A 23,761-nucleotide genomic window follows, 5' to 3' on the forward strand; every position below is an offset into this window, starting at 1 on the left:
CAGCGACGCCTGCCGGGCCCTCGGATCCCGCCGCCGCGTCGCGACAGACGAGAGACAGGGGAAAACCATGCGCCTCATCGTGAACGGACAGCAGGCCTTCGGCCGGGCGGCGCTCGAGAAGATCCTCGAGGCCGGCAAGGACGAGGTCGTGGGCGTCTACACAGCGCCCGACAAGGAAGGCAAGCCGATCGACCCGCTGAAGGAGGCCGCGCTCGAGCACGGGCTGCCGCTGTTCCAGCCCCCGAACTACAAGGACAAGGCGGTGCTCGACGAGATGCGCGGGCTCGACGCCGACCTGATGGTCATGGCCTACATGATCATCTTCGTGCCGGAAGAGGCGCGGAACATCCCGCGGCACGGCTCGATCTGCTTCCACCCGTCGCTGCTGCCGCTGCACCGCGGCCCGTCGTCGATCAACTGGCCGATCATCTGGGGCTCGACCAAGACCGGCCTGAGCTGGTTCTTCCCCGATGACGGGCTTGACGAGGGCGACATCCTGCTGCAGCGCGAGGTCGAGATCGGCCCCGACGACACGCTGGGCGACGTCTATTTCAAGAAGATCTTCCCACTCGGCATCGAGACCACGCTCGAGGCGATCGACCTGATCCGCGCCGGCAACCCGCCGCGCACGCCGCAGGACGAATCGAAGGCGACCTACGAGAGCTGGTGCCGCAAGAAGGACGCCCAGATCGACTGGTCGAAGCCCGTGGCGGACGTCCACAACCTGATCCGCGGCTGCAATCCGCAGCCCGGCGCCTGGACCACGCTGGGCGAATCCGAGATCCAGGTCTTCGACGCGCGCCGGGCCGAGGGCAGCGGCACGCCCGGCGAGGTCGTGTCCGTATCCGAGGATGGCGTAACCGTGCAGGCCTCGGGCGGCCGGATCGTCGTAAAACGCGTCCGCCCGGCGGGCGGGGCCAAGGTGGCCGCGGCCGAGTGGGCCGCCGAAGCCGGTCTGAACACCGGCGCCAAGCTCGGCGCCTGAGACATCGCGACCAGGGACAGAGGGGATCGCAAGAGTCATGTCCGATATTGAAATCGCCCGCAAAGCCAACAAGAAGCCGATCCAGGAGGTTGGCGCCAAGCTCGGCATCCCGTCCGAGCACCTGCTGCCCTACGGCCACGACAAGGCCAAGGTCTCGGCCGAGTTCATCAAGTCCGTGGCCGACCGCCCCGACGGAAACCTGATCCTGGTGACCGCGATCAACCCGACGCCGGCCGGCGAGGGCAAGACCACCACCACCGTGGGCCTCGGCGACGGGCTCAACGCTATCGGCAAGAAGGCCGCGATCTGCATCCGCGAGGCCTCGCTCGGCCCGAACTTCGGCATGAAGGGCGGCGCCGCGGGCGGTGGCTATGCGCAGGTCGTGCCGATGGAGGACATGAACCTCCACTTCACCGGCGACTTCCACGCGATCACCAGCGCCCATAACCTGCTGGCGGCGATGATCGACAACCACATCTACTGGGGCAACACGCTCGACATCGACGTGCGCCGCGTTGCCTGGCGGCGCGTCATGGACATGAACGATCGCGCGCTGCGGCAGATCACCTGCTCGCTCGGCGGCGTCGCCAACGGCTTCCCGCGCGAGGCCGGCTTCGACATCACCGTGGCCTCGGAGGTCATGGCGATCCTCTGCCTCGCCGCGGATCTCGACGACCTCAAGAAGCGGCTCGGCGACATGATCGTGGCCTATCGCCGCGACCGCTCGCCGGTCTACTGCCGCGACATCAAGGCCGACGGCGCGATGACCGTGCTGCTCAAGGACGCGATGCAGCCGAACCTGGTGCAGACGCTCGAGAACAACCCGGCCTTCGTGCATGGCGGCCCCTTCGCCAACATCGCGCATGGCTGCAACTCGGTCGTTGCGACCAAGACGGCGCTGAAGCTTGCCGACTACGTCGTGACCGAGGCCGGCTTCGGCGCGGACCTGGGCGCCGAGAAGTTCTTCGACATCAAGTGCCGCAAGGCCGGTCTCTCGCCCAAGGCGGTGGTGATCGTCGCCACGGTGCGCGCGATGAAGATGAACGGCGGCGTCAAGAAGGACGCGCTGGGCACCGAAAACGTCAAGGCGGTGACCGAGGGCTGCGCCAATCTCGGCCGGCACATCGAGAACGTGAAGAAGTTCGGCGTGCCGCTGGTCGTCGGCATCAACCACTTCGTCACCGACACCGACGCCGAGGTGCAGGCGATCAAGGACTACTGCGCCGAGCGCGGGGTCGAGGCGATCCTCAACACCCACTGGGCGAATGGCGGCGAGGGCATCAAGGAGACGGCGAAGAAGGTCGTCGAGCTCTGCGAGGGTGGCAAGGCCGCGTTCAAGCCGCTCTACGAGGACGGCCTGGGCCTGTTCGAGAAGATCGAGACCATCGCCAAGTCGATCTATCGCGCCGACAGCGTGACGGCCGACAAGAAGATCAAGGACCAGCTGAAGCAGTGGGAGGAGGCCGGTTACGGCAACCTGCCGGTCTGCATGGCCAAGACGCAGTATTCCTTCACCACCGATCCGAACTGGCGGGGCGCGCCCACGGGCTTCGACCTGCCGATCCGCGAGGTTCGCCTCTCGGCCGGCGCCGGCTTCGTGGTGGCGATCTGCGGCGAGATCATGACCATGCCTGGTCTGCCCAAGGTGCCCTCGGCCGAGGTCATCGGGCTGAACGCCAATGGCGACATCGAAGGCCTGTTCTGAGGGGAGAAGGGCGATGCCGGTCAAGAAGATCCTGGTTCCGGTGCGCGGCGACGGCAAGGGCGAGAACATTCTCGCCCACGCGGCCGCCATCGCCCGCCATCACCACGCGCATGTCGAGGTGCTTCACTGCCGGGCCCGCCCGGCGGACATGATCCCCTACGGGGTCGTGGTGCCCTCGGCCCTGCGCGAGCAGATCAAGCGGCAGGCCTCAGAGCTCGCCAATGCCGAGGAGGAGGCGCTCGTCAACAGCTTCGTCGGCCTCCTGCCGGAGCTCGGTCTCTCGCGGACCGATGGCAGCACCGGCCATGACGGCGCGACGGCGAGCTGGCACGAGGAAGAGGGCAAGATGGCCGACGTCATCCGCCCCTGGGGTCGGCTCGCCGACCTCATCGTTGTCGCCAAGCCCGACCGCGACCGCAATCTCGGCTCCAACACGCTGCGCGCCGCGCTCTATCACTGCGGCCGGCCGGTCCTGATGGTCCCGCCGACCGACACGGCGCCCAGGTCGGTCTGTCACCATCTGGCGATCGCCTGGAACGGCTCGATGCAGGGGAGCCGCGTCGTCGCGCTCTCGCTCGACCTGCTGCGCGAGGCAGAGGCCGTCACGATCCTCGACGGCGGCTCGCACCATGCCGCGACGAGCGGCGAGGAGCTTGCCCGCTATCTCGGCTTCAACGGGGTGACGGCGGGAATCCACCGGATCGACGCGTCGCACAGCCCCGGCGAGGTGATCCTCGCGGAGGCCGCGAAAGCCGGCGCGGACACGCTCGTGATGGGCGCCTACAGCCACAGCCGCGAGCACGAAACCGTCTTTGGCGGCGCCACGCAGCATGTCGTGGACCGCTCGACGATGCCTGTTGTCCTGGCGCACTGAGACGGGGGCGCGGAAACGCTAAGCGTATCAGAAAATTGCGCGAAATGCCCTGAAACGTGTTGATTTCTGGCGTGTTGTGCCTAGGATTTTGGTGCTGGTATACCAGCCGCTTCGCCGAAGCGTAACGAGGAAGGACCGAGATCGGGCCGCAGGCCCGGGTGAAACGATGGAGCATCAAGACCGGAAAACCGGCGCGTTCCATCCATGTGGCAGATGCCACGAGTTAGGGAGGTTACGAATGACTATCACTCGTCGTCTGATGGTGCTTGCGAGCGCCGCGGCAGTTGGTTTCGCCGGCATGGTCGGCGCAGCTCACGCGTTCGAACCCAAGAAGCCCATCGATTTCGTGATCATGGCCGGCCCGGGCGGCGGCGCCGACCAGATCGCGCGTTTCCTGCAGTCGGTGGCCGAGAAGAAGGACATGACCAGTCGTCCGCTCGTGCCCAACAACAAGGGTGGCGGATCGGGCGCCGAGGCGCTGATCGCGCTCTCGACGACGAACGACCCGGATCACACGATCCTTGTCACGCTGAACTCGTTCTTCACCACGCCTTTGCGGCAGCCCAACCTGGGCATCGACATCCAGACCTTCACGCCCGTGGCGATGATGGCGGTCGATCCCTTCGTGCTCTGGGTCCACAAGGATTCCGGCATCACCACCTTCGAGCAGTGGCTCGAGACGGTGAAGGCCGCCGGCGGCGAGTACGTGATGGGCGGCACCGGCAAGGGTCAGGAAGACTCGATCGTGATCGCGTTCATGTCGGACGCCTTCGGCTTCAAGGTGAAGTACATCCCCTATGACGGCGGCGGCGCGGTGGCCAAGGATCTCGCGGGCCAGCAGATCATGGCGACCGTCAACAACCCCGCCGAAGCCAAAGGCTTCTACGAGGCCGGAGACTTCGTGCCGCTCCTTGCCTTCTCCGACGAGCGCATTCCGGGCATCGACGTGCCGACCATGAAGGAGAAGGGGCACGACTTCAGCTACTACAACCAGCGTGCCGTCGTGGGCGCCCCGGGCATGTCGGACGACGCCGCGGCTTACTACCAGAAGCTCTTCGCGGACATCTACAACACCGAAGAGTGGCAGGGCTACATGGAGTCCGAAAGCCTCTCGCCTCTGTGGATGAACCCTGACGAGCAGAGGGCCTACTGGGAGACCCAGGTCGCGAACCACAAGGCACTGCTCGCGGCGATGGGCGAGTAAGTCCTGACACCGCAACGATAACATAAGACAAGGGGGGCCAGATGCGGCTTGGAGAGATCATCACTGCGGCCATTCTGGCCCTCCTCGCGATCTACCTGATGTGGAAGAGCACCAGTCTGGAGATCGGCTACATCCGCGGCGAGGGCCCGGGCGGCGGCTTCTGGCCGTTCTGGCTCTCGTTCATCATGCTGCTGTCGACCGGCTGGATCGCGGTCAACTGGTGGCGCGGCACGAGCCCGCCATCGCAATCGGACGAGCCGGTCCTCGACGCCTATGGCTGGAAGATGCTGGTGTTCGTCGGCGGCGGGATCGCGGCCTTCGTCGCTCTGATCCCTATCATCTCGATGTACGGCGCGATCTGTCTCTTCCTGATCTACTACCTGAAGTTCCTTGGCCGCCATTCGTGGTTCGTGACACTCGCCCTCTCCATCGGTCTGCCGATCGTCTTCTTCTTCTTCGAGGGCGCCATGCGGATCACCATGCCTACCGGCATGTCCTTTACCGAGCCCGTCTTCAACCTGCTCTACGACATCATCTACTAAGCCGCGCTCAGCAGGATCTGACACATGGAAATCCTATCCCTCCTCGGCGACGGCATGGTCCTGTCGCTCCAGCCGCTTAATCTCTTGCTGATCATCGTCGGCGTGACGGTGGGTCTGTTCATCGGCGCGATGCCCGGCCTCGGTTCGGTGAATGGTGTGGCGATCCTGTTGCCGATCACCTTCCTCGTGCCGCCCGGCTCGGCGATCATCTTCCTGGCGGCAATCTACTACGGTGCCATGTATGGCGGTGCGATCTCGTCGGTGACGCTCGGAATTCCCGGCGCCTCGACGGCGGTGGCGACCACATTCGACGGCCGTCCGCTGGCGCTCCAGGGCAAGGCGGGCCTTGCCCTCGTCGCAGCGGCCGTTGCCTCCTTCGTCGGTGGCACCGTCGCCAACATCCTCTTCACCGCTTTCGCTCCGCTTCTGGCCTCGGTCGCACTCTCCTTCGGCCCGCCCGAGATCTTCGCGCTCATGCTGCTCGCCTTCGCCACCTTCGTTGGCTTGGGCGGCGACGACATCCCGAAGACGATCCTGTCGATCTGCATGGGCCTCGTCTTCGCTGCGATCGGCTTCGACCAGGTCTCCGGCGCGCCGCGCCTGATCCTCTTCGACATCAACGGCTTCCTCAAGGGCATCAACTTCCTCGTCCTCGCCATCGGGGTCTACGGCATCGGCGAGATGATCTGGACGATCTACTCGACCCGCGGCGAGATCACGACCACCAAGGCGGAAATCTCGGTCGGGCAGATCTGGCGTGACATCAAGGAAGTCGGCCAGCGCGGCTGGAAGGGCACCGCAATCGGCTCGTTCCTCGGCTTCTTCGTGGGCATCCTGCCCGCCGCCGGTGCGACGCCCGGCTCGCTCATGTCCTACGGCGTCGCCAAGATGGTGTCGCGCAAGCCCGACGAATTCGGCAAGGGCCATCCGGGTGGTGTCTGCGCGCCCGAGGCCGCCAACAACTCCGCCTCCACCGGGGCGATGCTGCCGATGCTCACCCTCGGAATCCCCGGCTCGCCCACCACGGCCGTCCTCCTCGGCGGCATGGTGATCTGGGGTCTGACCCCGGGGCCGCGGCTCTTCGTCGAGCAGACCGAGTTCGTCTGGGGGCTCATCGGTTCGTTCTACGTCTCGAACGTCTTCGCGCTCCTGATCAATCTCGCGTTCATCCCGCTCTTCATCTGGATGCTCCGGATGCCGTTCACGATCCTCGCGCCGCTCATCTTCGTTCTGTCGGTGATTGGCGGCTACGCGGCACTTCGCGACATGTTCGACATCTGGCTCCTCCTGGTCTTCGGCTTCGGCGCCTTCTTCCTCCGGCGGTTCGACTATCCGCTTGCGCCCGCGGTCCTCGCCATCGTGCTCGGGCCTATCGCCGAGCCTACGCTGCGGCAGTCGCTGCTTCTCTCCTCGGGCGATCCGTCGATCTTCTTCACGCGACCGATCTCTGGGCCGATCATGGTGATCGCGATCATCCTGATCCTCCTGCCCCTGGCGAAGTTCCTGCGGCAGAACAAACCGGCCTGATCGGCGCCTCGGCCGCGCTCTGAAAACTGAAAGGGCCCGCCAAACCGGCGGGCCCCTCTTGCTTCCTGGTGCGGCGCCTTCACATCTTCAGCAGGATCTTGCCGCGGTGCCCGCCCGCCTCGAGCATCCGGTGGGCTTCGACGACCTCGGCCATCGGCAGAACCTTGTGGGTCACGGTGCGGAGCTTCCCCGCCTTGAAGAGCGGCCAGGCCTCGGCCTCGAGCTCGCGCGCGACCGTGGCCTTGAACTCGGGCGGGCGCGGGCGCAGCGTCGAGCCGGTGAGGATGATCCGCTTGGTCATCAGGAGGCCGATGTTCAGCTCGGCCTTGATGCCGCGGTCGAAGGCGAGCTGGACGATCCGGCAGTCTATCCGCGCGGCCGCGAGGTTGCGCGGAAGGTAGTCGCCGCCCATGAAGTCGAGGATGACGTCGGCCCCGCCCGCCTCCTTCACGATCTCGACGAAATCCTCGGTGCGGTAGTTGATCGCGCGCTCGGCCCCCAGCGAGCGGATGAAGTCGAGCCCCTTCTCGGTGCCCGCGGTCGAGAACACCCGCAGGCCGCGCGCGGCCCCAAGCTGCACCGCCGTCGAGCCGATACCGCCCGAGCCGCCATGGACCAGGAAGACGCCGCCCTCGGGGATGCTGTGACCATGGAAGATGTTCGACCAGACCGTGAAGTAGGTCTCGCACAGGCCGGCCGCATCCACCTCGTCGACCCCCTCGGGCACCGGCAGGCAGTGGCGCGCGTCGATCGTCACGTACTCGGCATAGCCGCCGCCATTGGTCAGCGCGCAGATCCGGTCGCCGGTCTTCCAGCGCCCGGCACCCTCGCCCAGTGCCACGACCTCGCCCGAGACCTCGAGCCCCATCAGGTCGGACGCGCCCGGCGGGGGTGGATAGGCGCCCTTGCGCTGCTTGAGGTCGGGCCCGTTGACCCCGGCGGCCGTCACCTTGACCAGCACCTGGCCCGGCCCCGGCTCGGGTACGGGGCGGCGGGCGAGGCGCATCACCTCGGGCCCCCCGGGCTCGGCGAATTCAATCACGGCCATCTCGCTCATCACGGTCCTCCTTCCGGCTTTGTGCCAAAGGTTTAACGGCGCCGTTCCGGGTCGGCAATCGCCGGGTCGGCTGGCGCGCGCGCACGGGCCCTCGCGCATCCGCATTTGTTGCGGTGCGCAATGCGCTGCGATAGACGACGGGTTCACGCACCGTGCCCAGAGGGGGACGCACAATGACCGACAGCACCGACGCCAAGCTGCACGCCACCGCGCTGCCGGCCTATCTGCGCGAGCGCCACGCCTTCTGGCACGCGACCCGCTTTTCCGAGAACCGCGCCTGGTACCAGCGGCTCGCGCATACCGGCCAACACCCGCGCGCCATGGTGATCAGCTGCTGCGACAGCCGGGTGGATTCGGTGCAGATGTTCGGCGCCGAGCCCGGCGACCTTTTCGTGCTGCGCAACGTCGCGAGCCTGGTGCCGCCGCACAGCCCCGATCTGAGCTTCCACGGCACCTCGGCGGCGGTGGAATACGCCGTCTCGGTGCTCAAGGTCGCGCATCTGGTTGTGGTGGGGCACTCGAACTGCGGCGGCATCAGCGCCTGCCACGACATGTGCGCGGGCAGCGCGCCCCAACTGACCGACGGGTCGAGCTATATCGGCCGCTGGATCGACATCCTGCGGCCCGGTTTCGAGCGCGTCTCGGCCCGGATCAAGGAGCCCAAGGCCCGCGTCGCCGCGCTGGAGAAGGAAGGCGTGATCGTCTCGATCCGCAATCTCATCAGCTTCCCCTTCGTGGCCGAGGCGATGCGCGAGGGCGAGCTGACGCTGCATGGCTGCTGGATCGACATCGGCAGCGGCGAGCTTCACGTGCTCGACCACGCGACCGGCGAGTTCGTCTGACGCGGCGGGGCTGCCCGCGCACATTCCCTTGACATCGTTGCCGCGTGACGCTTCTTCACCGCGGACGATGGACGGAGGGACCGGATCGATATGGGCGACATACTTGCGCTTGCAGGAAGCAACCTCGTCTCGCCGATGGTGCTCTCGTTCGCGCTGGGCTTTGCCGCGGCGCTGGCGCGATCCGATCTGAGCTTCCCCGAGGCCGCGGCCAAGGCGCTGTCGCTCTATCTACTGTTCGCGATCGGTTTCAAGGGCGGGGCGAGCGTCGCCGATCACGGGCTCGACGCCACGCTGGTGCTGGCGATCGCGGCGGGTGCGGCGCTCTCGGCGGTCATTCCGCTGATTGCCTTCGCGCTCCTGCAGGCGATCTCGGGGCTCGACCGCGTGAACGCGGCGGCGGTCGCGGCGCATTACGGCTCGATCTCGATCGTGACTTTCGTCGCTGCGACCTCGGCGCTGACGACCGCGGGGGAGGGCTTCGAGGGCTATCTCGTCGCCGTCGCCGCGGTGATGGAAACGCCCGCCATCCTGGTCGCGCTCTGGCTCGCGCGCGCGGGCCGGGCCGGGGCGGCCGAGCCGGCCGGCGGAACCGAGCCCGGGCTCTGGCGCGAGATCGCGCTCAACGGCTCGATCGTGCTTCTCACCGGCGCGTTCCTGATCGGCTTGGCTACGGGCCCCTCGGGGCTGGCGGAGATCTCGAGCTTCATCATCGACCCGTTCAAGGGCGTGCTGTGCCTGTTCCTGCTGGACATGGGGCTGGTCGCCGGGCGCGGCATGCGCACGGGCGCGCGCCACCTCGCGGCGCCGGTGATCGGATTCGGGCTGTGCATGCCGCTGATCGGGGCCGCGCTGGGGCTGGCGGCGGGGACGGCGATCGGGCTTTCGACCGGCGGCATCGCGCTGATGGCGACGCTCGCGGCCTCGGCCTCCTACATCGCGGTGCCCGCGGCGATGCGCGTGGCGCTGCCCGAGGCAAACCCTTCGATCTACCTGACGCTCTCGCTCGGTGTGACTTTCCCGTTCAACCTGACCGTCGGCATCCCGCTCTACAGCGCCGCCGCCGCGCTCGTTTCCGGAGGCTGATGGCATGGAGCTGCATCCCAAGAAACGCCTCGAGGTGATCGTGGAGGCCCCGGCGCTTGCGCGCATCCTGCGCTTTCTCGACGAACGCGGGGTGAAGGGCTACACGATCCTGCCCGCCATCGCCGGTAGCGGCGCCTCGGGGCGCATCTGGTCGCGCGAGGGGCAGGTGGGCGATGCCGGCCGCATGGTCGCGATCGTCGCCATCATGGACGAGGCCCGGCTCGAACAGCTGTTCGACGACCTTTATGGCATCGTCTCACGCCAGATCGGCATCGTCTCGATCAGCGATTGCATGGTGGTGCGCAAGGACGCGTTCTAGCCGCCGCCTTCGTGGCGTTCGCCCGTAGAGATGCGCCGCAAGCGCCTCGGCGACGATCTGGGCCGGGCTCAGCCCGGTCAGCGCCGCCTCGAGCGCGAGCCGCGCGCCGAGCCCGGGCGGCAGCCCTTGCGGCAAGGCGGTGGAATCGCTGGTCATTGGATCGTCCTCCCCACCGGCATGAGGCGGGGAGGATGGTTAAGGAAGCCTTGCTCGGGGCAGGGCCGGCGGCCTCAGCCCTTCTTCAGGCAGCGACGGCCGACGAGCTCGGCGATCTGCACCGCGTTGAGGGCCGCACCCTTGCGCAGGTTGTCGGACACGCACCAGAAGCTCAGCCCGTTCTCGACCGTCGGATCGGTGCGCAGCCGCGAGATGTAGGTCGCGAACTCGCCCACGCATTCGACGGGCGTGACGTAGCCGCCGGGCTCGCGCTTGTCGACCAGCATGAGGCCGGGCGCCTCGCGCAGGATCTCGCGGGCCTCGTCCTCGTCCAACGGCTCCTCGAACTCGACGTTCACCGACTCGGAATGGCCGACGAAGACCGGCACGCGCACGCAGGTGGCGTGGACCCGGATCTTGGGGTCGATGATCTTCTTGGTCTCGACCACCATCTTCCATTCCTCCTTGGTCGAGCCGTCTTCCATGAAGACGTCGATATGGGGAATGACATTGAAGGCGATCTGCTTGGTGAACTTCGCGGGCTCGACCTCCTGGCCCGGGACGTAGAGGCCCTTGGTCTGGGTCCACAGCTCGTCCATCGCGTCCTTGCCCGCGCCGGAAACCGACTGGTAGGTCGACACCACCACGCGCTTGATCCGCGCCCGGTCGTGCAGGGGTTTGAGCGCCACCACCATCTGCGCGGTCGAGCAGTTGGGGTTCGCGATGATGTTGCGGTTCTTGAACATCTCGACCGAGTCCGGGTTGCACTCGGGCACGATCAGCGGGATGTCGGGCTCGTAGCGGTAGAGCGACGAGTTGTCGATCACCACGGCGCCGGCGCGCGCGGCCTTGGGCGCGTATTCCTTGGTCGGGCCCGAGCCGATCGCGAACAGCGCGATGTCGGTGCCGCCGAAGTCGAAGGTGTCGAGATCCTTGGTTTTCAGGGTCTTGTCGCCATAGCTCACTTCGGTGCCCAGCGATTTACGCGAGGCAAGCGCGACGACCTCGTCCGCCGGGAATTCCCGCTCGGCGAGGATGTTGAGCATTTCGCGGCCCACATTGCCCGTGGCGCCCGCGACGGCAACCCGATAACCCATCTCTCCGTTCCCTGTTAGACTGTCCCGCCAGCCGGGACCGGCGGGGTTTAGCGGAATGGGCCCCGCTTGGAAAGGGTCCAGAATGCCGCCGCGGGAGGGCAGCGATGCCGGAACTGCTGACCATCGGCTACGAGGGCGCCACCCAGGCCGAGGTGATCGCGAAACTCAAGTCCGCGCGGGTGGAGCTGCTGGTCGATGTCCGCGCCGTCGCCGCCTCGCGCCGGGCGGGCTTTTCCAAGACCATCCTCGCCGCGTCGCTGGCCGCCGAGGGGATCGACTACATCCACCTGCACGGCCTCGGCACGCCCAAGGCCGGGCGCGAGGCCGCACGCAAGGGCCGGATCGCCGAGATGCACCGGATCTTCGGCGCCCATCTCGAGACGCCCGAGGCGCAACTCGACATGGCGAAGGCCGAGGAGCTGGTCACCGCGCGGCGAGCGGCGCTCCTGTGCTTCGAGGCGGATGCCGCCGGCTGCCACCGCCGCGTGATCGCCGAGCGGCTGGCCCAGAGCGTCGGCGCGGTTGCGGTCGATCTCTGACCAAGGGTGGGCGTGTCAGGGCGCCAGCGCCTCGCCGGGGCGGCTGCGGTCCATGGTGCGCGCGATCAGCGCAACGGGCAGCAGGCCCACCACCACGATCGCCAGCGCTGCGGGGCCGGCTTGGTCGAGCTGCTCGAGCGACGCCGCGCCGTAGACCGTGGTCGCCAGCGTCTCGAAGTTGAAGGGGCGCAGGATCAGCGTCGCCGGCAACTCCTTCACGCCGTCGACGAAGATCAGGAGCGCCGCCGTCAGCACCGAGCCGCGGATCAGCGGCAGGTGCACCCGCTGCAACGTGCCGCCGCGGCTTTCGCCCAGGGTGCGGGCCGCGAGCTCCATCGAGGGCGTCACCCGGCCGAAGGCGGAATCGATGGCGCCATGGGCGATTGCGGCGAAGCGGACCACATAGGCGAACACCACCGCCGCGGCCGAGCCGGTCAGGATCAGCCCGGGATCGACGCCCAGCCGGGCCTCGATGAAGTCCGCCACCATGTTGTCGAGCGCGGCGAAGGGGATCAGCACGCCGACCGCAAGAACCGCCCCGGGCGCGGCGTAGCCCAGCGCCGTCGCCTGCGCCAGCCAGCGCGGCGCCGATCGGCGCGAGGCCCGGGCGCCATAGACCAGGAACACCCCGATCAGGCAGGAAACCGCCGCCGCCACCCCGGCCAGCACCGCCGTGTGCACCAGTGCGCGCCAGAAGGCGGGGCTCAGCCACTGGCCGAGCTGGTCGAGCGCATGCCAGGCCACGATCGCGGCCGGCAGCACGAAGCCTGCCATCACCGGCGCGAGGCACAGGCCAAAGGCGACCCAGCGCAGCACCGGCCCGGGGTCGGCGCGCCGGATCGGCCGGTAGCGGCGCGAGGTGTGGAAGAACTTGCGCCCGCGGCGCGAGATCTTCTCGATCGCCAGCAGCGCCAGCACGAAGACCAGCATCACGCAGGCGATCTGCGCCGCGCCCCCGGCGTTGAAGGTGTCGAGCCAGATCGAGAAGATGCCCCGCGTCAGGGTCGGCACCCCGAAATAGTCGACCGCGCCGAAATCGTTGAGTGTCTCCATCGCCACGATCGCGGTGCCGACGGCCACCGCCGGGCGGGCCAGCGGGAGGCCCACGCGGAAGAACACGCCCCAGGGCCCGCATCCGAGCGACCGGCCGACCTCGAGGACGCAGACCGACTGTTCGCGAAACGCCGCGCGCGTCAGCAGGTAGACGTAAGGATAGAGCGTGATCGTCAGGACAAAGGCCGCCGAGCCCAGCGAGCGGATCTCGGGAAACCAGTAGTCGCGCGCCGAGCTCCAGCCGAAGATCGCCCGCAGCCCGGTCTGCACCGGCCCGGCATATTCGAGCATGTCGACAAGCGCATAGGCGCCGATATAGGCCGGCATCGCCAGCGGCGCGAGCAGCGCCCATTCCAAGAGCCGGCGGCCGGGAAACTCGGTCATCACCACCAGCCATGCCGCGCCGGTGCCAACACAGGCCGCGCCGAGGCCGACCAGGCCCATCAGGATCAGCGTGTTCCACAGGTAGACCGGCACTGCGTTCTTCAGAAGATGCGGCCAGATGTTCTCGGTCGGGAACAGCGCGATCCAGCCGACGGCGGCGATCGGCATGAGCAGCAGCGCCGCGATCACGAGGCTGCCGACGGTCCAGCCATCCCGCCAGATCGGCCGCGCCTTCGCCTGCGTCTCGCTCGCCGTGCCGTTCATCCACCCGCCCTTCGCCGCGGATCGCAGTATCCGACCGCTTTGGTCAGATGCCGGCGCGGAATTACGACAGCGCCCCGCCGATGTCCAGCACGGCATCGCCATTGCGTCCGGTTGGCGAAGTGGTTACGCCCGCCGGATGGATCAGAGCATGTCCGCCGTCTTCCTGCTTTCGACCGCCGATCTGGCGGCGGTCTGCGTGTTTCTCGCGGTGGCGCTGGGCATGCGGTTCCTGATCGAGCATGCGCCGGCCTCGCACCCGTCGACCACGCAGCTGATGGCCAGGTACCGGCGGGCCTGGATGCACGAAATCCCGAAGCGCGAGCACCGGATCGTGGACGCGACGCTGATCTCGTCGTTGCGCAACGGGGCCGCGTTCTTCGCGTCGGGCTCGATGCTGGCGATTGGCGGCCTCTTCGCCGCGCTGGGCCAGGCCGAGCGGATCAAGTCGGTGGCGACCGACCTGGCCGAGGGGATCGACGACCGCACCGTGATCTGGGAAGTGAAGCTCCTGTTCCTGCTGGTCATCGTCGTCGGCGCCTTCCTGCGTTTCGTCTGGGCGCACCGCCTGTTCGGCTATTGCGCCGTGCTGATCGGCGCGATCCCGACCGAGGGCACCGAGGCCGAGACGCGCCTTGCCGCCGCGCGGGCGGCCGCGCTCAATGTCAGTGCGGCGCGCAGCTTCAACCGGGGCCTGCGCGGGACCTATTTCTCGCTGGCGGCGCTATCGTGGTTCATCGGCCCCGTTGCGCTGGGCGTGGCTTCCGTGCTGACCGCCGCGATCCTCTACCGGCGCGAGTTCATGTCGGAGTCGCGCGCAGCGCTGATGGCCAGCCCCGAGGACTGAGGGCACCGCGCCACCGGCGGCTCCGTTGACCATGCAGGGGCCGGGCGCTAGGAAGGCGCTCGATCAGCGCCCGTGCCTTCAGGAAAGTTCCCGACATGCCCGAGATTGCGAAGCCGCGATCCTTCCAGGAGATCCTCATGCGCCTCGCGGCCTACTGGGGCCGCCAGGGCTGCGCCATCCTGCAGCCCTATGATCTCGAGGTGGGCGCGGGCACCTTCCACCCCGCGACCACGCTTCGCGCGCTGGGTCCGCGGGCCTGGGCGGCGGCCTATGTTCAGCCGTCGCGCCGCCCCACCGATGGTCGCTATGGCGAGAACCCCAACCGGCTGCAGCACTATTACCAGTACCAGGTGCTGATCAAACCCTCGCCGCCGAACCTCCAGGACCTCTATCTCGGCAGCCTCGAGGCCATCGGCATCGACATGGGGCTGCATGACATCCGCTTCGTCGAGGACGACTGGGAGAGCCCGACGCTGGGCGCCTGGGGCCTGGGCTGGGAGGTCTGGTGCGACGGCATGGAGGTGAGCCAGTTCACCTATTTCCAGCAGGTCGGCGGGCATGATTGCAAGCCGGTCTCGGGCGAGCTGACCTACGGGCTCGAGCGCCTGGCGATGTATGTCCTGGGCATCGACCACGTGATGGACATGCCGTTCAACGACCCCGACGCGCCGATACCGTTGACCTATGGCGACGTGTTCCGCCAGACCGAGGAGGAATACAGCCGCCACAACTTCGACGCGGCCGAGGTGGCGATGCTGTTCCGCCATTTCGAGGACGCCGAGGCGGAATGCGCGCGCCTGCTCGACCCCGAGCTCAACCCGGCGGCCGATCCCAAGACCGGCAAGCGCATCGTCATGGCGCATCCCGCCTACGACCAGTGCATCAAGGCGAGCCACCTGTTCAACCTGCTCGACGCGCGCGGCGTGATCTCGCCGACCGAGCGGCAGGCCTATATCGGGCGCGTGCGCGCGCTGGCCAAGATGTGCGCCGACGCCTTCGTGCAAACCGAGGCCGGGGCGGGCGAGGCGGCCTGATGCGCATGTCGGGGCGATGGCTGGCGGGCGGGCTGGTGGTCTTCGCGGCGGCGTTCGCGGTCGCGCTCTACTACGCGCAGAACTATGCCTTCTACGACGAGATCGAGGCCGAGGCCGTCGAGATCGCGGGCACCAGCTACCCGGTGAGCGAGTTTCGCGGCATCGACGCTTCGACCTCGCCGCTCAAGCTGCGCGCCTGCTTCCGGATGGCGGCCGAGCCCGACGCCCCGGTCGCGCCCGCGCCCGTCCCGCTGGTCGCCCCCGGCTGGTTCGACTGCTTCGACGCCGAGGCCCTGGCCCGCGCCCTCGCCGCCGGCGAGGCCACGGCCTACATGGCGGCGGCCGAAGAGTTCGACGGCGCAGATCGCGTCGTCGCCCGCTTTGCCGACGGCCGCGCATACATGTGGCGGCAGCTGAACGAGAAATTCGCGGAGTGACGGTAATGGCCAAGACCCTGCTGGAACTTGCCGGGGCGGATCTGCGGCCCGCCCGCCTGTCTGAAGGCGTGCTGGTGCTGATCGACATCCAGAACGAATATTTCGACGGTCCCCTGCAGCTTGCCGGCGTCGAGGCCGCGGCGGAACGCGCGGCGGGCTTGCTGACCCGCGCCCGCGCGGCGGGTGCCCCCGTCGTCCATGTCCGTCACAGGGGCCGGGCGGGCGGCGCCTTCGACCCCAACGCCCCGCGCGGCCAGATCCATGATGCCGTTGCCCCCCTGCCGGGCGAGGCCGTGATCGACAAGGGGCTGCCGAACTCCTTTGCCGGCACCACGCTGGCCGATGTGCTGGCGGCGCATCCCGGCAAGCCGCTCATCGTCGCGGGCTTCATGACGCATATGTGCGTCTCGGCCACGGTGCGAGCGGCGCTCGATCTGGGGCGGTTCTCGACGGTGGCGATGGATGCGACCGGCACGCGCGACCTGCCCGATCCCATGGGCGGTGTGGTCGAGGCCGCCACCGTCCACCGCGCCGCGCTCGCGGCGCTGGCCGATCGTTTCGCCGTGGTCTGCGCGGCCGGCGACATCCCCGACTGAGCCCGCGCGATGCCGAGGAACGCCCGACGGAGTGCCGGCCGATGAGAAAGCAGATCTCCTTCCCCGATTTCTGCGCCTTCACGCGGGGTGTGATCGCCTTCTTCGCCGGGCAGAAGCCGCCCCGTCGCTGCGGGCCAGCGCCGCTGGCCTTCATCATCCTGCTGCTGGTATCTGCCTTCCCCGTTGACCTTGCGAATGCCTTCGTCATCCAGTTCTTCGTCTCGCTCTAGGATCCTGTCCCGATGGCCGATCTCCTGCTCGAACTCTTTTCCGAGGAAATCCCGGCGCGCATGCAGGCGCGCGCGGCCGAGGACCTGAAGAAGCTCGTGACCGACTGGATGGTCGAGAACGGCCTGACCTATGAGGCGGCCGCCGGCTTTGCCACGCCCCGCCGGCTGACGCTGTCGCTGACCGGCCTGCCCGAGGTCACGCCCGACACGGTCGAGGAGCGCAAGGGCCCGCGCACCGACGCGCCCGAGAAGGCGGTCGAGGGCTTCCTGCGGTCGACAGGGCTCACGCTCGACCAGCTCGAGCGCCGCGCCGACAAGAAGGGCGAGGTGTTCTTTGCCGTGATCCGCCGCCCCGGCCGGCCCGCCGCCGAGGTGATCGCCGAGGCGGTCGAGCACGCGGTGCGCAACTTCCCCTGGCCCAAGTCGATGCGCTGGGGCGCCGGCGCGCTGCGCTGGGTGCGCCCGCTGCACCGCATCCTGTGCGTGGTGTCGGACGAGGGGGGGACGAGCCTGGTCCCGGTCGAGATCGACGGGATCCGCGCCTCGGACGAGACCGAGGGCCACCGCTTCATGGCCCGCGGGCCCTTCCGCGTCGCGCATTTCGACGACTACGTGGCCAAGCTTTCGGCGCATCGCGTGGTGCTCGACCCCGAGGAGCGCGCCCATCGCATCTGGCACGACGCCACGCAGATGGCTTTCGCCGTCGGCATGGAGGTGGTCGAGGACAAGGGCCTGCTGGCCGAGGTTGCGGGGCTGGTCGAATGGCCCGTCGTGCTGATGGGCGAGATCGGCGCCGAGTTCCTCGACCTGCCGCCCGAGGTGCTCCAGACCTCGATGAAGGAGCACCAGAAGTTCTTCTCGGTGCGCAACCCCAAGACCGGCCGGATCGAGCGCTTTGTCACGGTCGCCAACATCGAGGCGCCCGACGGCGGCGAGGCGATCCTGAAAGGCAACCGCCGCGTGCTGGCGGCGCGCCTGTCGGACGCCAAGTTCTTCTGGGAGAACGACCTGCGGCGGGTGAAGGACAAGGGCATCGACGGCATCGCCGCGATGGCCGGGCCGCTCGCCTCGGTTGTCTTCCACCAGAAGCTCGGCACCCAGGCCGAGCGGGTCGCCCGCATCGCCGAGTTGGCGCGCGACATCGCCCCGGCAGTGGGCGCCGACCCCGATCTGGCCGAGCAGGCGGCACGGGTCGCCAAGGCCGACCTCGCCTCGGAAATGGTCTACGAGTTCCCCGAGCTTCAGGGCGTGATGGGCGGCTACTACGCCCGCGCCGCCGGCCTGCCGGACGCGGTCGCGAATGCCGCCGCGGCGCATTACCGCCCGCTCGGCCCCTCGGACGAGGTGCCGTCCGAGCCCGTCTCGATCGCCGTGGCGCTGGCCGACAAGATCGACATGCTGACCGGGTTCTGGGCGATCGACGAGAAGCCCACCGGCAGCAAGGATCCCTTCGCGCTGCGGCGCGCGGCGCTCGGCGTGATCCGCACCATCCTCGAGAACGGCCCGCGCGTGCATCTGAGCAACGCGATCGCGCGCGCGCAATGGGCGCTGAACGGCGGCGACAAGCCGGCGCACGAGCGGTTCGACCTGCAGCGCGCCGACCTGCTCGCCTTCCTCGCCGACCGCCTCAAGGTGGCGCTGCGCGACCAGGGCGTGCGGCACGACGTGATCCAGGCCTGCTTCGACCTCGGCGGGCAGGACGACCTCGTTCTCTTGGTCAACCGGGTGCGGGCGCTGCAGGATTTCCTTGCCACCGATGATGGCGCGAACCTGCTGACCGCCTGCAACCGCGCCTCGAACATCGTGCGCATCGAGGAGGAGAAGGACGGCGTCGAATACTCGATGCCGCCCGACCCGATGTTCGCCGAGGGTGCCGAGGAGGCCGCGCTGTTCGCGGCGCTCGACCAGGCCGAGCCCGCCATCGCCGAGGCGCTCAAGGCCGAGGACTTCACCGCCGCCATGGCGGCGATGGCCGGGCTGCGCCGCCCCGTCGACGACTTCTTCGACAAGGTCACGGTGAACGCGCCCAACCAGATCCTGCGCCGCAACCGGCTCTGCCTGCTCAACCGCATCCGCCACGCCATGCGCCAGGTCGCGGTCTGGGAGGCGATAGAGGGCTGATCCGTCCGCGCCAAATCCTTTTGCCGCAGGTGCAACGCGTCACTTGTGCGGCTGCGAAGGCGCGCTGTATGACGGACGCATGAAGGATCATGCGGCCGGGATCGGATGGATCGGGCTCGGCGCGGGAGCGCCCGCGCCAGCGGCGGCGCGCTTCGGGCAGAAGGCCGCGCTGCTGGCCGAGGCCGCGGGGCTTGGCCTGCCGGTCCCGCCTGGCTTCGTCCTTGCGCCCGACGTGCTTGCCGACCCTGCCGCGACGCGCGCGGCGCTCGATATCGGCCTCGCCCGGCTCGAGGCCGAGACCGGCTATTGCCTCGGCTGCGCCGAGAACCCGCTCCTGCTTGCCGTGCGCCCCTCGGTGGAGGGCGGCGGCGGCGGCGTGATCCCTGCCATCCTCGACATCGGCGTGACCGAGGCCGCGCTGCCCGCCATCGCCGCGCGGCGCGGCGAGCGGGTGGCGCGCGACCTGTTGCGGCGCCTGGTGCAGTCCTACGGGGCGACGGCGCTGGGCATCGAGGGCGAGGAGTTCGAGTTCGCCCTCTATGACGCCATGAAGCTTGCCGGGGTCGAGAGCGAGACCGAACTCGACCCGGCCGATCTCGCCGATCTCTGCCGCACATGCCTGCGGCTGATCGAGGAGGAGGCCGGCGTCTCCTTTCCGCAGGAGCCGCGTGCCCAGCTCGACGGCGCGGTCGCGGCGATCGTGAAGCTCTGGACCGGGGCGCGGGCCCGGACCCGCCGCGTTGCGCGGGGCCTGCCCGAGGACGCGCCGCTTGCGCTGATCGTGCAGGCGATGGCGCTCGGGATCGGCCCCGGCGTCTGCGGCGCGGGCGTAGCCCAGACCCGCGACGAGACCACGGGTGCGCGACGGCTGGCCGGGCGGTTCCTCGAACAGGCGCAGGGCGAGGAAGCCCTGATGGGCCTGCGCACGCCTGCCCTGCTGACCGTGGTCGAGCGCCTCGACCAGGGCCTGCGCGAGCCGGCGCTCGAGGAGCGCTGCCCCGCCGCGACCGAGGCGCTGCTCGAGGCCGCGCGCGCGCTCGAGCACGCGCTTGGCGACGCCTTCTCGTTCGAATTCACGCTGGACGACGGGGTGCTGCATTTGCTCGAGGTCAAGCCCGCGCGCCGCTCGCCCCGCGCGGCCGTGCGCATCGCCGTCGAACTGGCCGAGGCCGGCGCGATCACCCGCGACGAGGCGCTGCTGCGGATCGACCCCGCCGCCCTCGACCAGCACCTGCACCCGTCGATCGACCCCGATGCGGCGCGCGACCGGATCGGCAAGGGGCTGCCCGCCTCGCCCGGCGCCGCGTCCGGGGCGCTCGTCTTCTCGCCCGACGCGGCCGAGCTTGCGGCGGCGGCCGGTCGCCCGGCCATCCTCGCGCTGATCGAGACCAGCCCGGAGGACATCCGCGGCATGCATGCGGCGAAGGCCGTGCTGACCGTGCGCGGTGGCATGACCAGCCACGCCGCCGTGGTCGCCCGCGGTCTCGGCACGCCCTGCGTCGTCGGCGCCAAGGACCTCATCCTAGACCGTGCCGCCGGCGAGATCCGCGCCCGCGACGGGCGGGTCTTTCGCATCGGTGACGCCGTCACCGTCGACGGCTCGACCGGCGAGGTGCTGGCAGGTGCCGTGCCCACCGTGCCGCCCGAGATCACCGGCGCCTTCGCGCGCCTGATGGACTGGGCCGACGCGGCGCGGCGGATGGGGGTGCGCGCCAACGCGGACACCGCGCAGGACGCGCGGATCGCGCATGATTTCGGCGCGGCCGGGATCGGGCTTTGCCGCACCGAGCACATGTTCTTCAAGCGCGGCCGCATCGCCGCGATGCGCCGGATGATCCTGGCCGAGAACGAGGCCGACCGCCGCGACGCGCTCGCCGAGCTTTTGCCCATGCAGCGCGAGGATTTCATCGAGCTCTTCGCCCAGATGGCGGGCCACCCGGTGGTCATCCGCCTGCTCGACCCGCCGCTGCACGAGTTCCTTCCCCATGGCGAGGCCGACATCGAGGAGCTGGCCATTGCGCTCGGCCTGTCGCCGGCCAGCGTGCGGGCGCGCGTGCTCGAGCTATCCGAGTTCAACCCGATGCTGGGCAAGCGCGGCTGCCGCATCGGCATCGCCTATCCCGAGATCTACGAGACGCAGGCGCGCGCGATCTTCGAGGCCGCGCTCGAGGCTGGCGCGCGCGCGGGCAGCCCCGTGGTGCCCGAGATCATGCTGCCGCTGGTCTCGGCCGTGCGCGAGCTGGTCGTGCTCAAGGAGCATATCCACGCCGTGGCCGAGGCGGTGCGCGCCGAGCGCGGCGCGATGGTCGACTACCGCGTCGGCGTGATGATCGAGACGCCGCGTGCCTGCCTCAGGGCGGGTGAGATCGCGGACGCGGCCGCCTTCGTCAGCTTCGGCACCAACGACCTCACGCAGATGGTCTACGGGCTGAGTCGCGACGATGCCGGGCGCTTCATGCCTGATTACGTGGCGCGCGGGGTCTATGCGCATGACCCGTTCCACTCGCTCGACCTAGAGGGCGTGGGCGAGATGATGCGAATCGCCGCCGAGCGCGCCCGCGCGCACATGCCGGGCATCTCGGTGGGCCTGTGCGGCGAGCATGGCGCGGATCCGGCCTCGGTCGAGTTCTGCGAGCAGGCGGGCTTCGACTATGTCTCGTGCTCGCCCTTCCGCGTGCCGATCGCCCGGCTGGCGGCGGCGCAGGCGGCGATTCATGCGCGCCGCGCCGGGTCCGCGCGGGACGCATGAGCATGCTTGGCGACCTGGCCGCCCGGGGCAAGGCGGGGCTCGCCCGCGCGCTTGCCCGCATCGAGTCGCATGGCGGTGGCGCCGAGGTCGCGGACCTTCTGGACGAGGCTGCGGCCAGCCCGCGCGGCCATGTTCTGGGGCTCACCGGCCCGCCCGGCGTCGGCAAGTCGACCCTGACGGATGCACTGATCCGCGCCTACCGCGCGCGCGGTCTGACCGTGGGGGTGATCGCGGTCGATCCTTCCTCGCGCCTGTCGGGGGGCGCGCTCCTCGGCGACCGAACCCGTATGCGCCGCGATCCGGGCGATGACGGAGTCTTCGTGCGCTCGATGGCCGCGCGCGAGCGGCTGGGGGGGCTTGCCGACCTCACCTACCCGGCGATGGTCCTGATGCGCGCCCTGATGGACCGGGTGATCGTCGAGACGGTCGGCGTGGGCCAGTCCGAGACCGCGATCGCCGACATTGCCGACACGGTGGTCTGCTGCGCCCAGCCCGGATCGGGCGACGCGATCCAGTACATGAAGGCCGGCGTCATGGAGATCCCCGACATCGTCGTGGTGACCAAGGCCGACATGGGCGACGTGGCGCGCCGCACCGTTGCCGACCTGAAGGGTGCGCTGGGGCTGACGGCAGGCCGGGACGCCATGGGCCTGCAGGTGATCGCCGTCTCAGCCGCGCGCGAACAGGGGCTTGAGCCGCTGGTCGGGTTCATCGAGGAACGGGCGTCGGGGCAGGCGGGAGACATCGCGGCGCGGCGCCGGGCGCAGGACCAGCGCTGGCTCGAGCGGCACTTGGCCGAGCTCTACGGGCAGGCTGGCGTGGCGCGGCTGGCGGCCTGCGGCGCGCTGGCACCGGGTGCCCTGGGCGAATCGGGGGTCTTCCGCCGTGCCCGATCGCTGGGCGCGAGGCTTGACGCGGCACTCGATTCCGCCTTCCCGCCCGCGAAAAAGTGACGCTGCAGCGCAGCATCCCTCATTGATATCGCTTCACTTTTGCGCGTGCGCCGCGGCATTTCGCCGAGATGGGCTTCCCGTGCCGTTGGATTCTGCGCTAAGCACCCGCCTGCGTGCGACCTGACGCACGTGGCGACGGGCAATTCACTGCCCCGGCTCTGAAGAGGTTTCGCGGCTCCCACGGGCAAGGAGCCAAGTGCGGATCCGGAGGTACTCGCGACAGGCGGCGAGACCCCAGGAAACGAGGGACGACATGATCGGCAGCGATCAGCTTGAGGCCGCTCGGGCGGCCCTCTGCGGCGCTTGGCGCGCCGGTTGCGCCATGGTGCTGGCGGGAGCGATGTCCGGTGCGGCGCTCGCGGATGTGGGCCGCGACGAGATCGGCCTGCCGTTCGACCGGGGCACGCAGATCGCCATGCTGGTCGGCGGCGAGCAGACCGGCCTGAGGGCGTTCCTCGAGACCCCCGCTGCCGCGCGCCTGATGCCCGACGGGCAGGACGGCCCGGTCAACCGCATCGAGCGGCTCAACTCCCACGATGCCGCGACCGCAGCCCTGATCGAGGGCGCGCATGACCGCACGCTGACCGAACTTCTGATCGCCGACCCGGGCGGTACCATAGACCTCTCGGCGATGGACCGCGTCTCGGTCGAAACGAACGATCCGGAATGGCGCTGCCTGACCGAGGCGCTCTATTTCGAGGCGCGCGGCGAGAGCCCCATCGGCCAGATCGCGGTTGCCGAGGTGATCCTCAACCGCGTCGACAGCGCGCGCTATCCCGACAGCGTCTGCGGCGTGATCCGCCAGGGGACCAGCCGGGCCGGCAAGGGTTGCCAGTTCTCCTACAATTGCGATGGCAAGAAGGAAGTCATCGCGAACCGGCCCGTCTATGAAGCACTCGGCAAGATCGCCTGGGTCATGCTTCAGGGCCGCCCGCGCACGCTGACCGGCAAGGCCACCCACTACCACACCACCGCGGTGCGCCCGAAATGGGCCAAGCGGCTGGTGCGGACGGCACGCATCGGCGAGCACATCTTCTACCGGGGACCCGTCGAGGTCAGCCAGCGCTGAGCAGCTGCGCCGCCGCGAAATGTCTCGATTATCGCGCGCGGCGTCGCTTTGCCGTGGTAGCCGCGCCGCCAAAAGGTTAACGTGAGCGCTGGACGAG

General features: G+C 69.0%; 23 protein-coding genes. 19 read left to right on the forward strand and 4 right to left on the reverse strand.

Annotated features, from left to right (window positions below; all coding sequences use genetic code 11):
- Nucleotides 1-67: 67 nt before the first annotated feature.
- The 6 genes from H0I76_RS15480 (at nucleotide 68) to H0I76_RS15505 (ending at nucleotide 6,837) form a co-directional block, all read left to right on the forward strand.
- Entirely contained in the window at nucleotides 68-985 is a 918-nt protein-coding gene (locus H0I76_RS15480; protein ID WP_200611641.1) for a methionyl-tRNA formyltransferase, read from the forward strand.
- 37 nt (nucleotides 986-1,022) lie between these two features.
- Nucleotides 1,023-2,690 carry a formate--tetrahydrofolate ligase gene (locus H0I76_RS15485; RefSeq protein ID WP_200611643.1) on the forward strand — a complete coding sequence of 556 codons (1,668 nt, stop codon included), beginning with the start codon at nucleotides 1,023-1,025 and terminating at the stop codon, nucleotides 2,688-2,690.
- A gap of 13 nt (nucleotides 2,691-2,703) precedes the next feature.
- The gene (locus H0I76_RS15490) at nucleotides 2,704-3,564 is read left to right on the forward strand and encodes a universal stress protein (RefSeq protein WP_200611645.1); all 861 of its coding nucleotides are present in this window, start codon (nucleotides 2,704-2,706) and stop codon (nucleotides 3,562-3,564) included.
- Nucleotides 3,565-3,802: 238 nt separating this feature from the next.
- Entirely contained in the window at nucleotides 3,803-4,768 is a 966-nt protein-coding gene (locus H0I76_RS15495; protein WP_200611647.1) for a Bug family tripartite tricarboxylate transporter substrate binding protein, read from the forward strand.
- A 41-nt stretch (nucleotides 4,769-4,809) separates the two neighbouring features.
- Nucleotides 4,810-5,310, forward strand: coding sequence for a tripartite tricarboxylate transporter TctB family protein (locus H0I76_RS15500; protein WP_200611650.1), 501 nt, complete (start codon nucleotides 4,810-4,812; stop codon nucleotides 5,308-5,310).
- Between the two features lie 24 nt (nucleotides 5,311-5,334).
- Entirely contained in the window at nucleotides 5,335-6,837 is a 1,503-nt protein-coding gene (locus H0I76_RS15505) for a tripartite tricarboxylate transporter permease (protein WP_200611658.1), read from the forward strand.
- Between the two features lie 79 nt (nucleotides 6,838-6,916).
- Here the strand turns inward: H0I76_RS15505 and H0I76_RS15510 are convergent, their stop codons facing one another.
- On the reverse strand, nucleotides 6,917-7,885 hold the full coding sequence (locus H0I76_RS15510; protein ID WP_407704278.1) for an NAD(P)H-quinone oxidoreductase: 969 nt from the start codon (nucleotides 7,883-7,885) through the stop codon (nucleotides 6,917-6,919).
- A gap of 182 nt (nucleotides 7,886-8,067) precedes the next feature.
- On the opposite strand from H0I76_RS15510, the gene H0I76_RS15515 reads away from it, so the two are divergent.
- The 3 genes from H0I76_RS15515 (at nucleotide 8,068) to H0I76_RS15525 (ending at nucleotide 10,138) form a co-directional block, all read left to right on the forward strand.
- Nucleotides 8,068-8,736: a carbonic anhydrase gene (locus H0I76_RS15515; RefSeq protein WP_200611664.1), complete on the forward strand. Its 669-nt coding sequence runs from the start codon at nucleotides 8,068-8,070 to the stop codon at nucleotides 8,734-8,736.
- A 90-nt stretch (nucleotides 8,737-8,826) separates the two neighbouring features.
- On the forward strand, nucleotides 8,827-9,819 hold the full coding sequence (locus H0I76_RS15520; RefSeq protein WP_200611666.1) for a sodium-dependent bicarbonate transport family permease: 993 nt from the start codon (nucleotides 8,827-8,829) through the stop codon (nucleotides 9,817-9,819).
- A gap of 4 nt (nucleotides 9,820-9,823) precedes the next feature.
- Nucleotides 9,824-10,138 carry a DUF190 domain-containing protein gene (locus H0I76_RS15525; protein WP_200611668.1) on the forward strand — a complete coding sequence of 105 codons (315 nt, stop codon included), beginning with the start codon at nucleotides 9,824-9,826 and terminating at the stop codon, nucleotides 10,136-10,138.
- Here H0I76_RS15525 and H0I76_RS15530 read toward each other — a convergent pair.
- Together H0I76_RS15530 and H0I76_RS15535 are read right to left on the reverse strand one after the other, a co-directional pair.
- A complete protein-coding gene (locus H0I76_RS15530; protein WP_200611670.1) occupies nucleotides 10,076-10,294 on the reverse strand; it encodes a hypothetical protein in 219 nt (72 codons plus the stop codon). The genes H0I76_RS15525 and H0I76_RS15530 overlap by 63 nt on opposite strands.
- 74 nt (nucleotides 10,295-10,368) lie before the next feature.
- Nucleotides 10,369-11,391, reverse strand: a complete 1,023-nt coding sequence (locus H0I76_RS15535; protein WP_200611681.1) for an aspartate-semialdehyde dehydrogenase — start codon at nucleotides 11,389-11,391, stop codon at nucleotides 10,369-10,371.
- A 104-nt stretch (nucleotides 11,392-11,495) separates the two neighbouring features.
- Here H0I76_RS15535 and H0I76_RS15540 point away from each other — a divergent pair, with 104 nt between their 5' ends.
- The gene (locus H0I76_RS15540) at nucleotides 11,496-11,930 is read left to right on the forward strand and encodes a DUF488 domain-containing protein (protein WP_200611684.1); all 435 of its coding nucleotides are present in this window, start codon (nucleotides 11,496-11,498) and stop codon (nucleotides 11,928-11,930) included.
- A gap of 15 nt (nucleotides 11,931-11,945) precedes the next feature.
- Here the strand turns inward: H0I76_RS15540 and H0I76_RS15545 are convergent, their stop codons facing one another.
- Nucleotides 11,946-13,631, reverse strand: coding sequence for an ABC transporter permease (locus H0I76_RS15545; RefSeq protein ID WP_200611687.1), 1,686 nt, complete (start codon nucleotides 13,629-13,631; stop codon nucleotides 11,946-11,948).
- Between the two features lie 148 nt (nucleotides 13,632-13,779).
- On the opposite strand from H0I76_RS15545, the gene H0I76_RS15550 reads away from it, so the two are divergent.
- The 9 genes from H0I76_RS15550 to H0I76_RS15590 all read left to right on the forward strand — a co-directional run bounded on the left by H0I76_RS15550 (nucleotide 13,780) and on the right by H0I76_RS15590 (nucleotide 23,664).
- A complete protein-coding gene (locus tag H0I76_RS15550) occupies nucleotides 13,780-14,475 on the forward strand; it encodes a DUF599 domain-containing protein (RefSeq protein ID WP_200611690.1) in 696 nt (231 codons plus the stop codon).
- 95 nt (nucleotides 14,476-14,570) lie between these two features.
- Entirely contained in the window at nucleotides 14,571-15,509 is a 939-nt protein-coding gene (locus H0I76_RS15555) for a glycine--tRNA ligase subunit alpha (protein WP_200611693.1), read from the forward strand.
- Nucleotides 15,509-15,946 carry a DUF6446 family protein gene (locus H0I76_RS15560; RefSeq protein ID WP_200611696.1) on the forward strand — a complete coding sequence of 146 codons (438 nt, stop codon included), beginning with the start codon at nucleotides 15,509-15,511 and terminating at the stop codon, nucleotides 15,944-15,946. Before H0I76_RS15555 ends, H0I76_RS15560 begins: the two co-directional genes overlap by 1 nt.
- A 5-nt stretch (nucleotides 15,947-15,951) precedes the next feature.
- A complete protein-coding gene (locus tag H0I76_RS15565) occupies nucleotides 15,952-16,542 on the forward strand; it encodes a cysteine hydrolase family protein (RefSeq protein ID WP_200611699.1) in 591 nt (196 codons plus the stop codon).
- A 41-nt stretch (nucleotides 16,543-16,583) separates the two neighbouring features.
- Nucleotides 16,584-16,772 carry a hypothetical protein gene (locus tag H0I76_RS15570; protein ID WP_200611936.1) on the forward strand — a complete coding sequence of 63 codons (189 nt, stop codon included), beginning with the start codon at nucleotides 16,584-16,586 and terminating at the stop codon, nucleotides 16,770-16,772.
- A gap of 12 nt (nucleotides 16,773-16,784) precedes the next feature.
- Nucleotides 16,785-18,893: a glycine--tRNA ligase subunit beta gene (glyS, locus tag H0I76_RS15575; protein ID WP_200611701.1), complete on the forward strand. Its 2,109-nt coding sequence runs from the start codon at nucleotides 16,785-16,787 to the stop codon at nucleotides 18,891-18,893.
- Nucleotides 18,894-18,972: 79 nt separating this feature from the next.
- Nucleotides 18,973-21,642, forward strand: coding sequence for a pyruvate, phosphate dikinase (gene ppdK / locus H0I76_RS15580; protein WP_200611703.1), 2,670 nt, complete (start codon nucleotides 18,973-18,975; stop codon nucleotides 21,640-21,642).
- Nucleotides 21,643-21,644: 2 nt separating this feature from the next.
- Nucleotides 21,645-22,595, forward strand: a complete 951-nt coding sequence (locus H0I76_RS15585; protein ID WP_234455356.1) for an ArgK/MeaB family GTPase — start codon at nucleotides 21,645-21,647, stop codon at nucleotides 22,593-22,595.
- Nucleotides 22,596-22,848: 253 nt separating this feature from the next.
- Nucleotides 22,849-23,664, forward strand: coding sequence for a cell wall hydrolase (locus H0I76_RS15590; RefSeq protein ID WP_234455357.1), 816 nt, complete (start codon nucleotides 22,849-22,851; stop codon nucleotides 23,662-23,664).
- Nucleotides 23,665-23,761: the final 97 nt, after the last annotated feature.

The organism is Thermohalobaculum xanthum (assembly GCF_016623495.1).
In the GTDB taxonomy this organism is placed as follows: domain Bacteria; phylum Pseudomonadota; class Alphaproteobacteria; order Rhodobacterales; family Rhodobacteraceae; genus Thermohalobaculum; species Thermohalobaculum xanthum.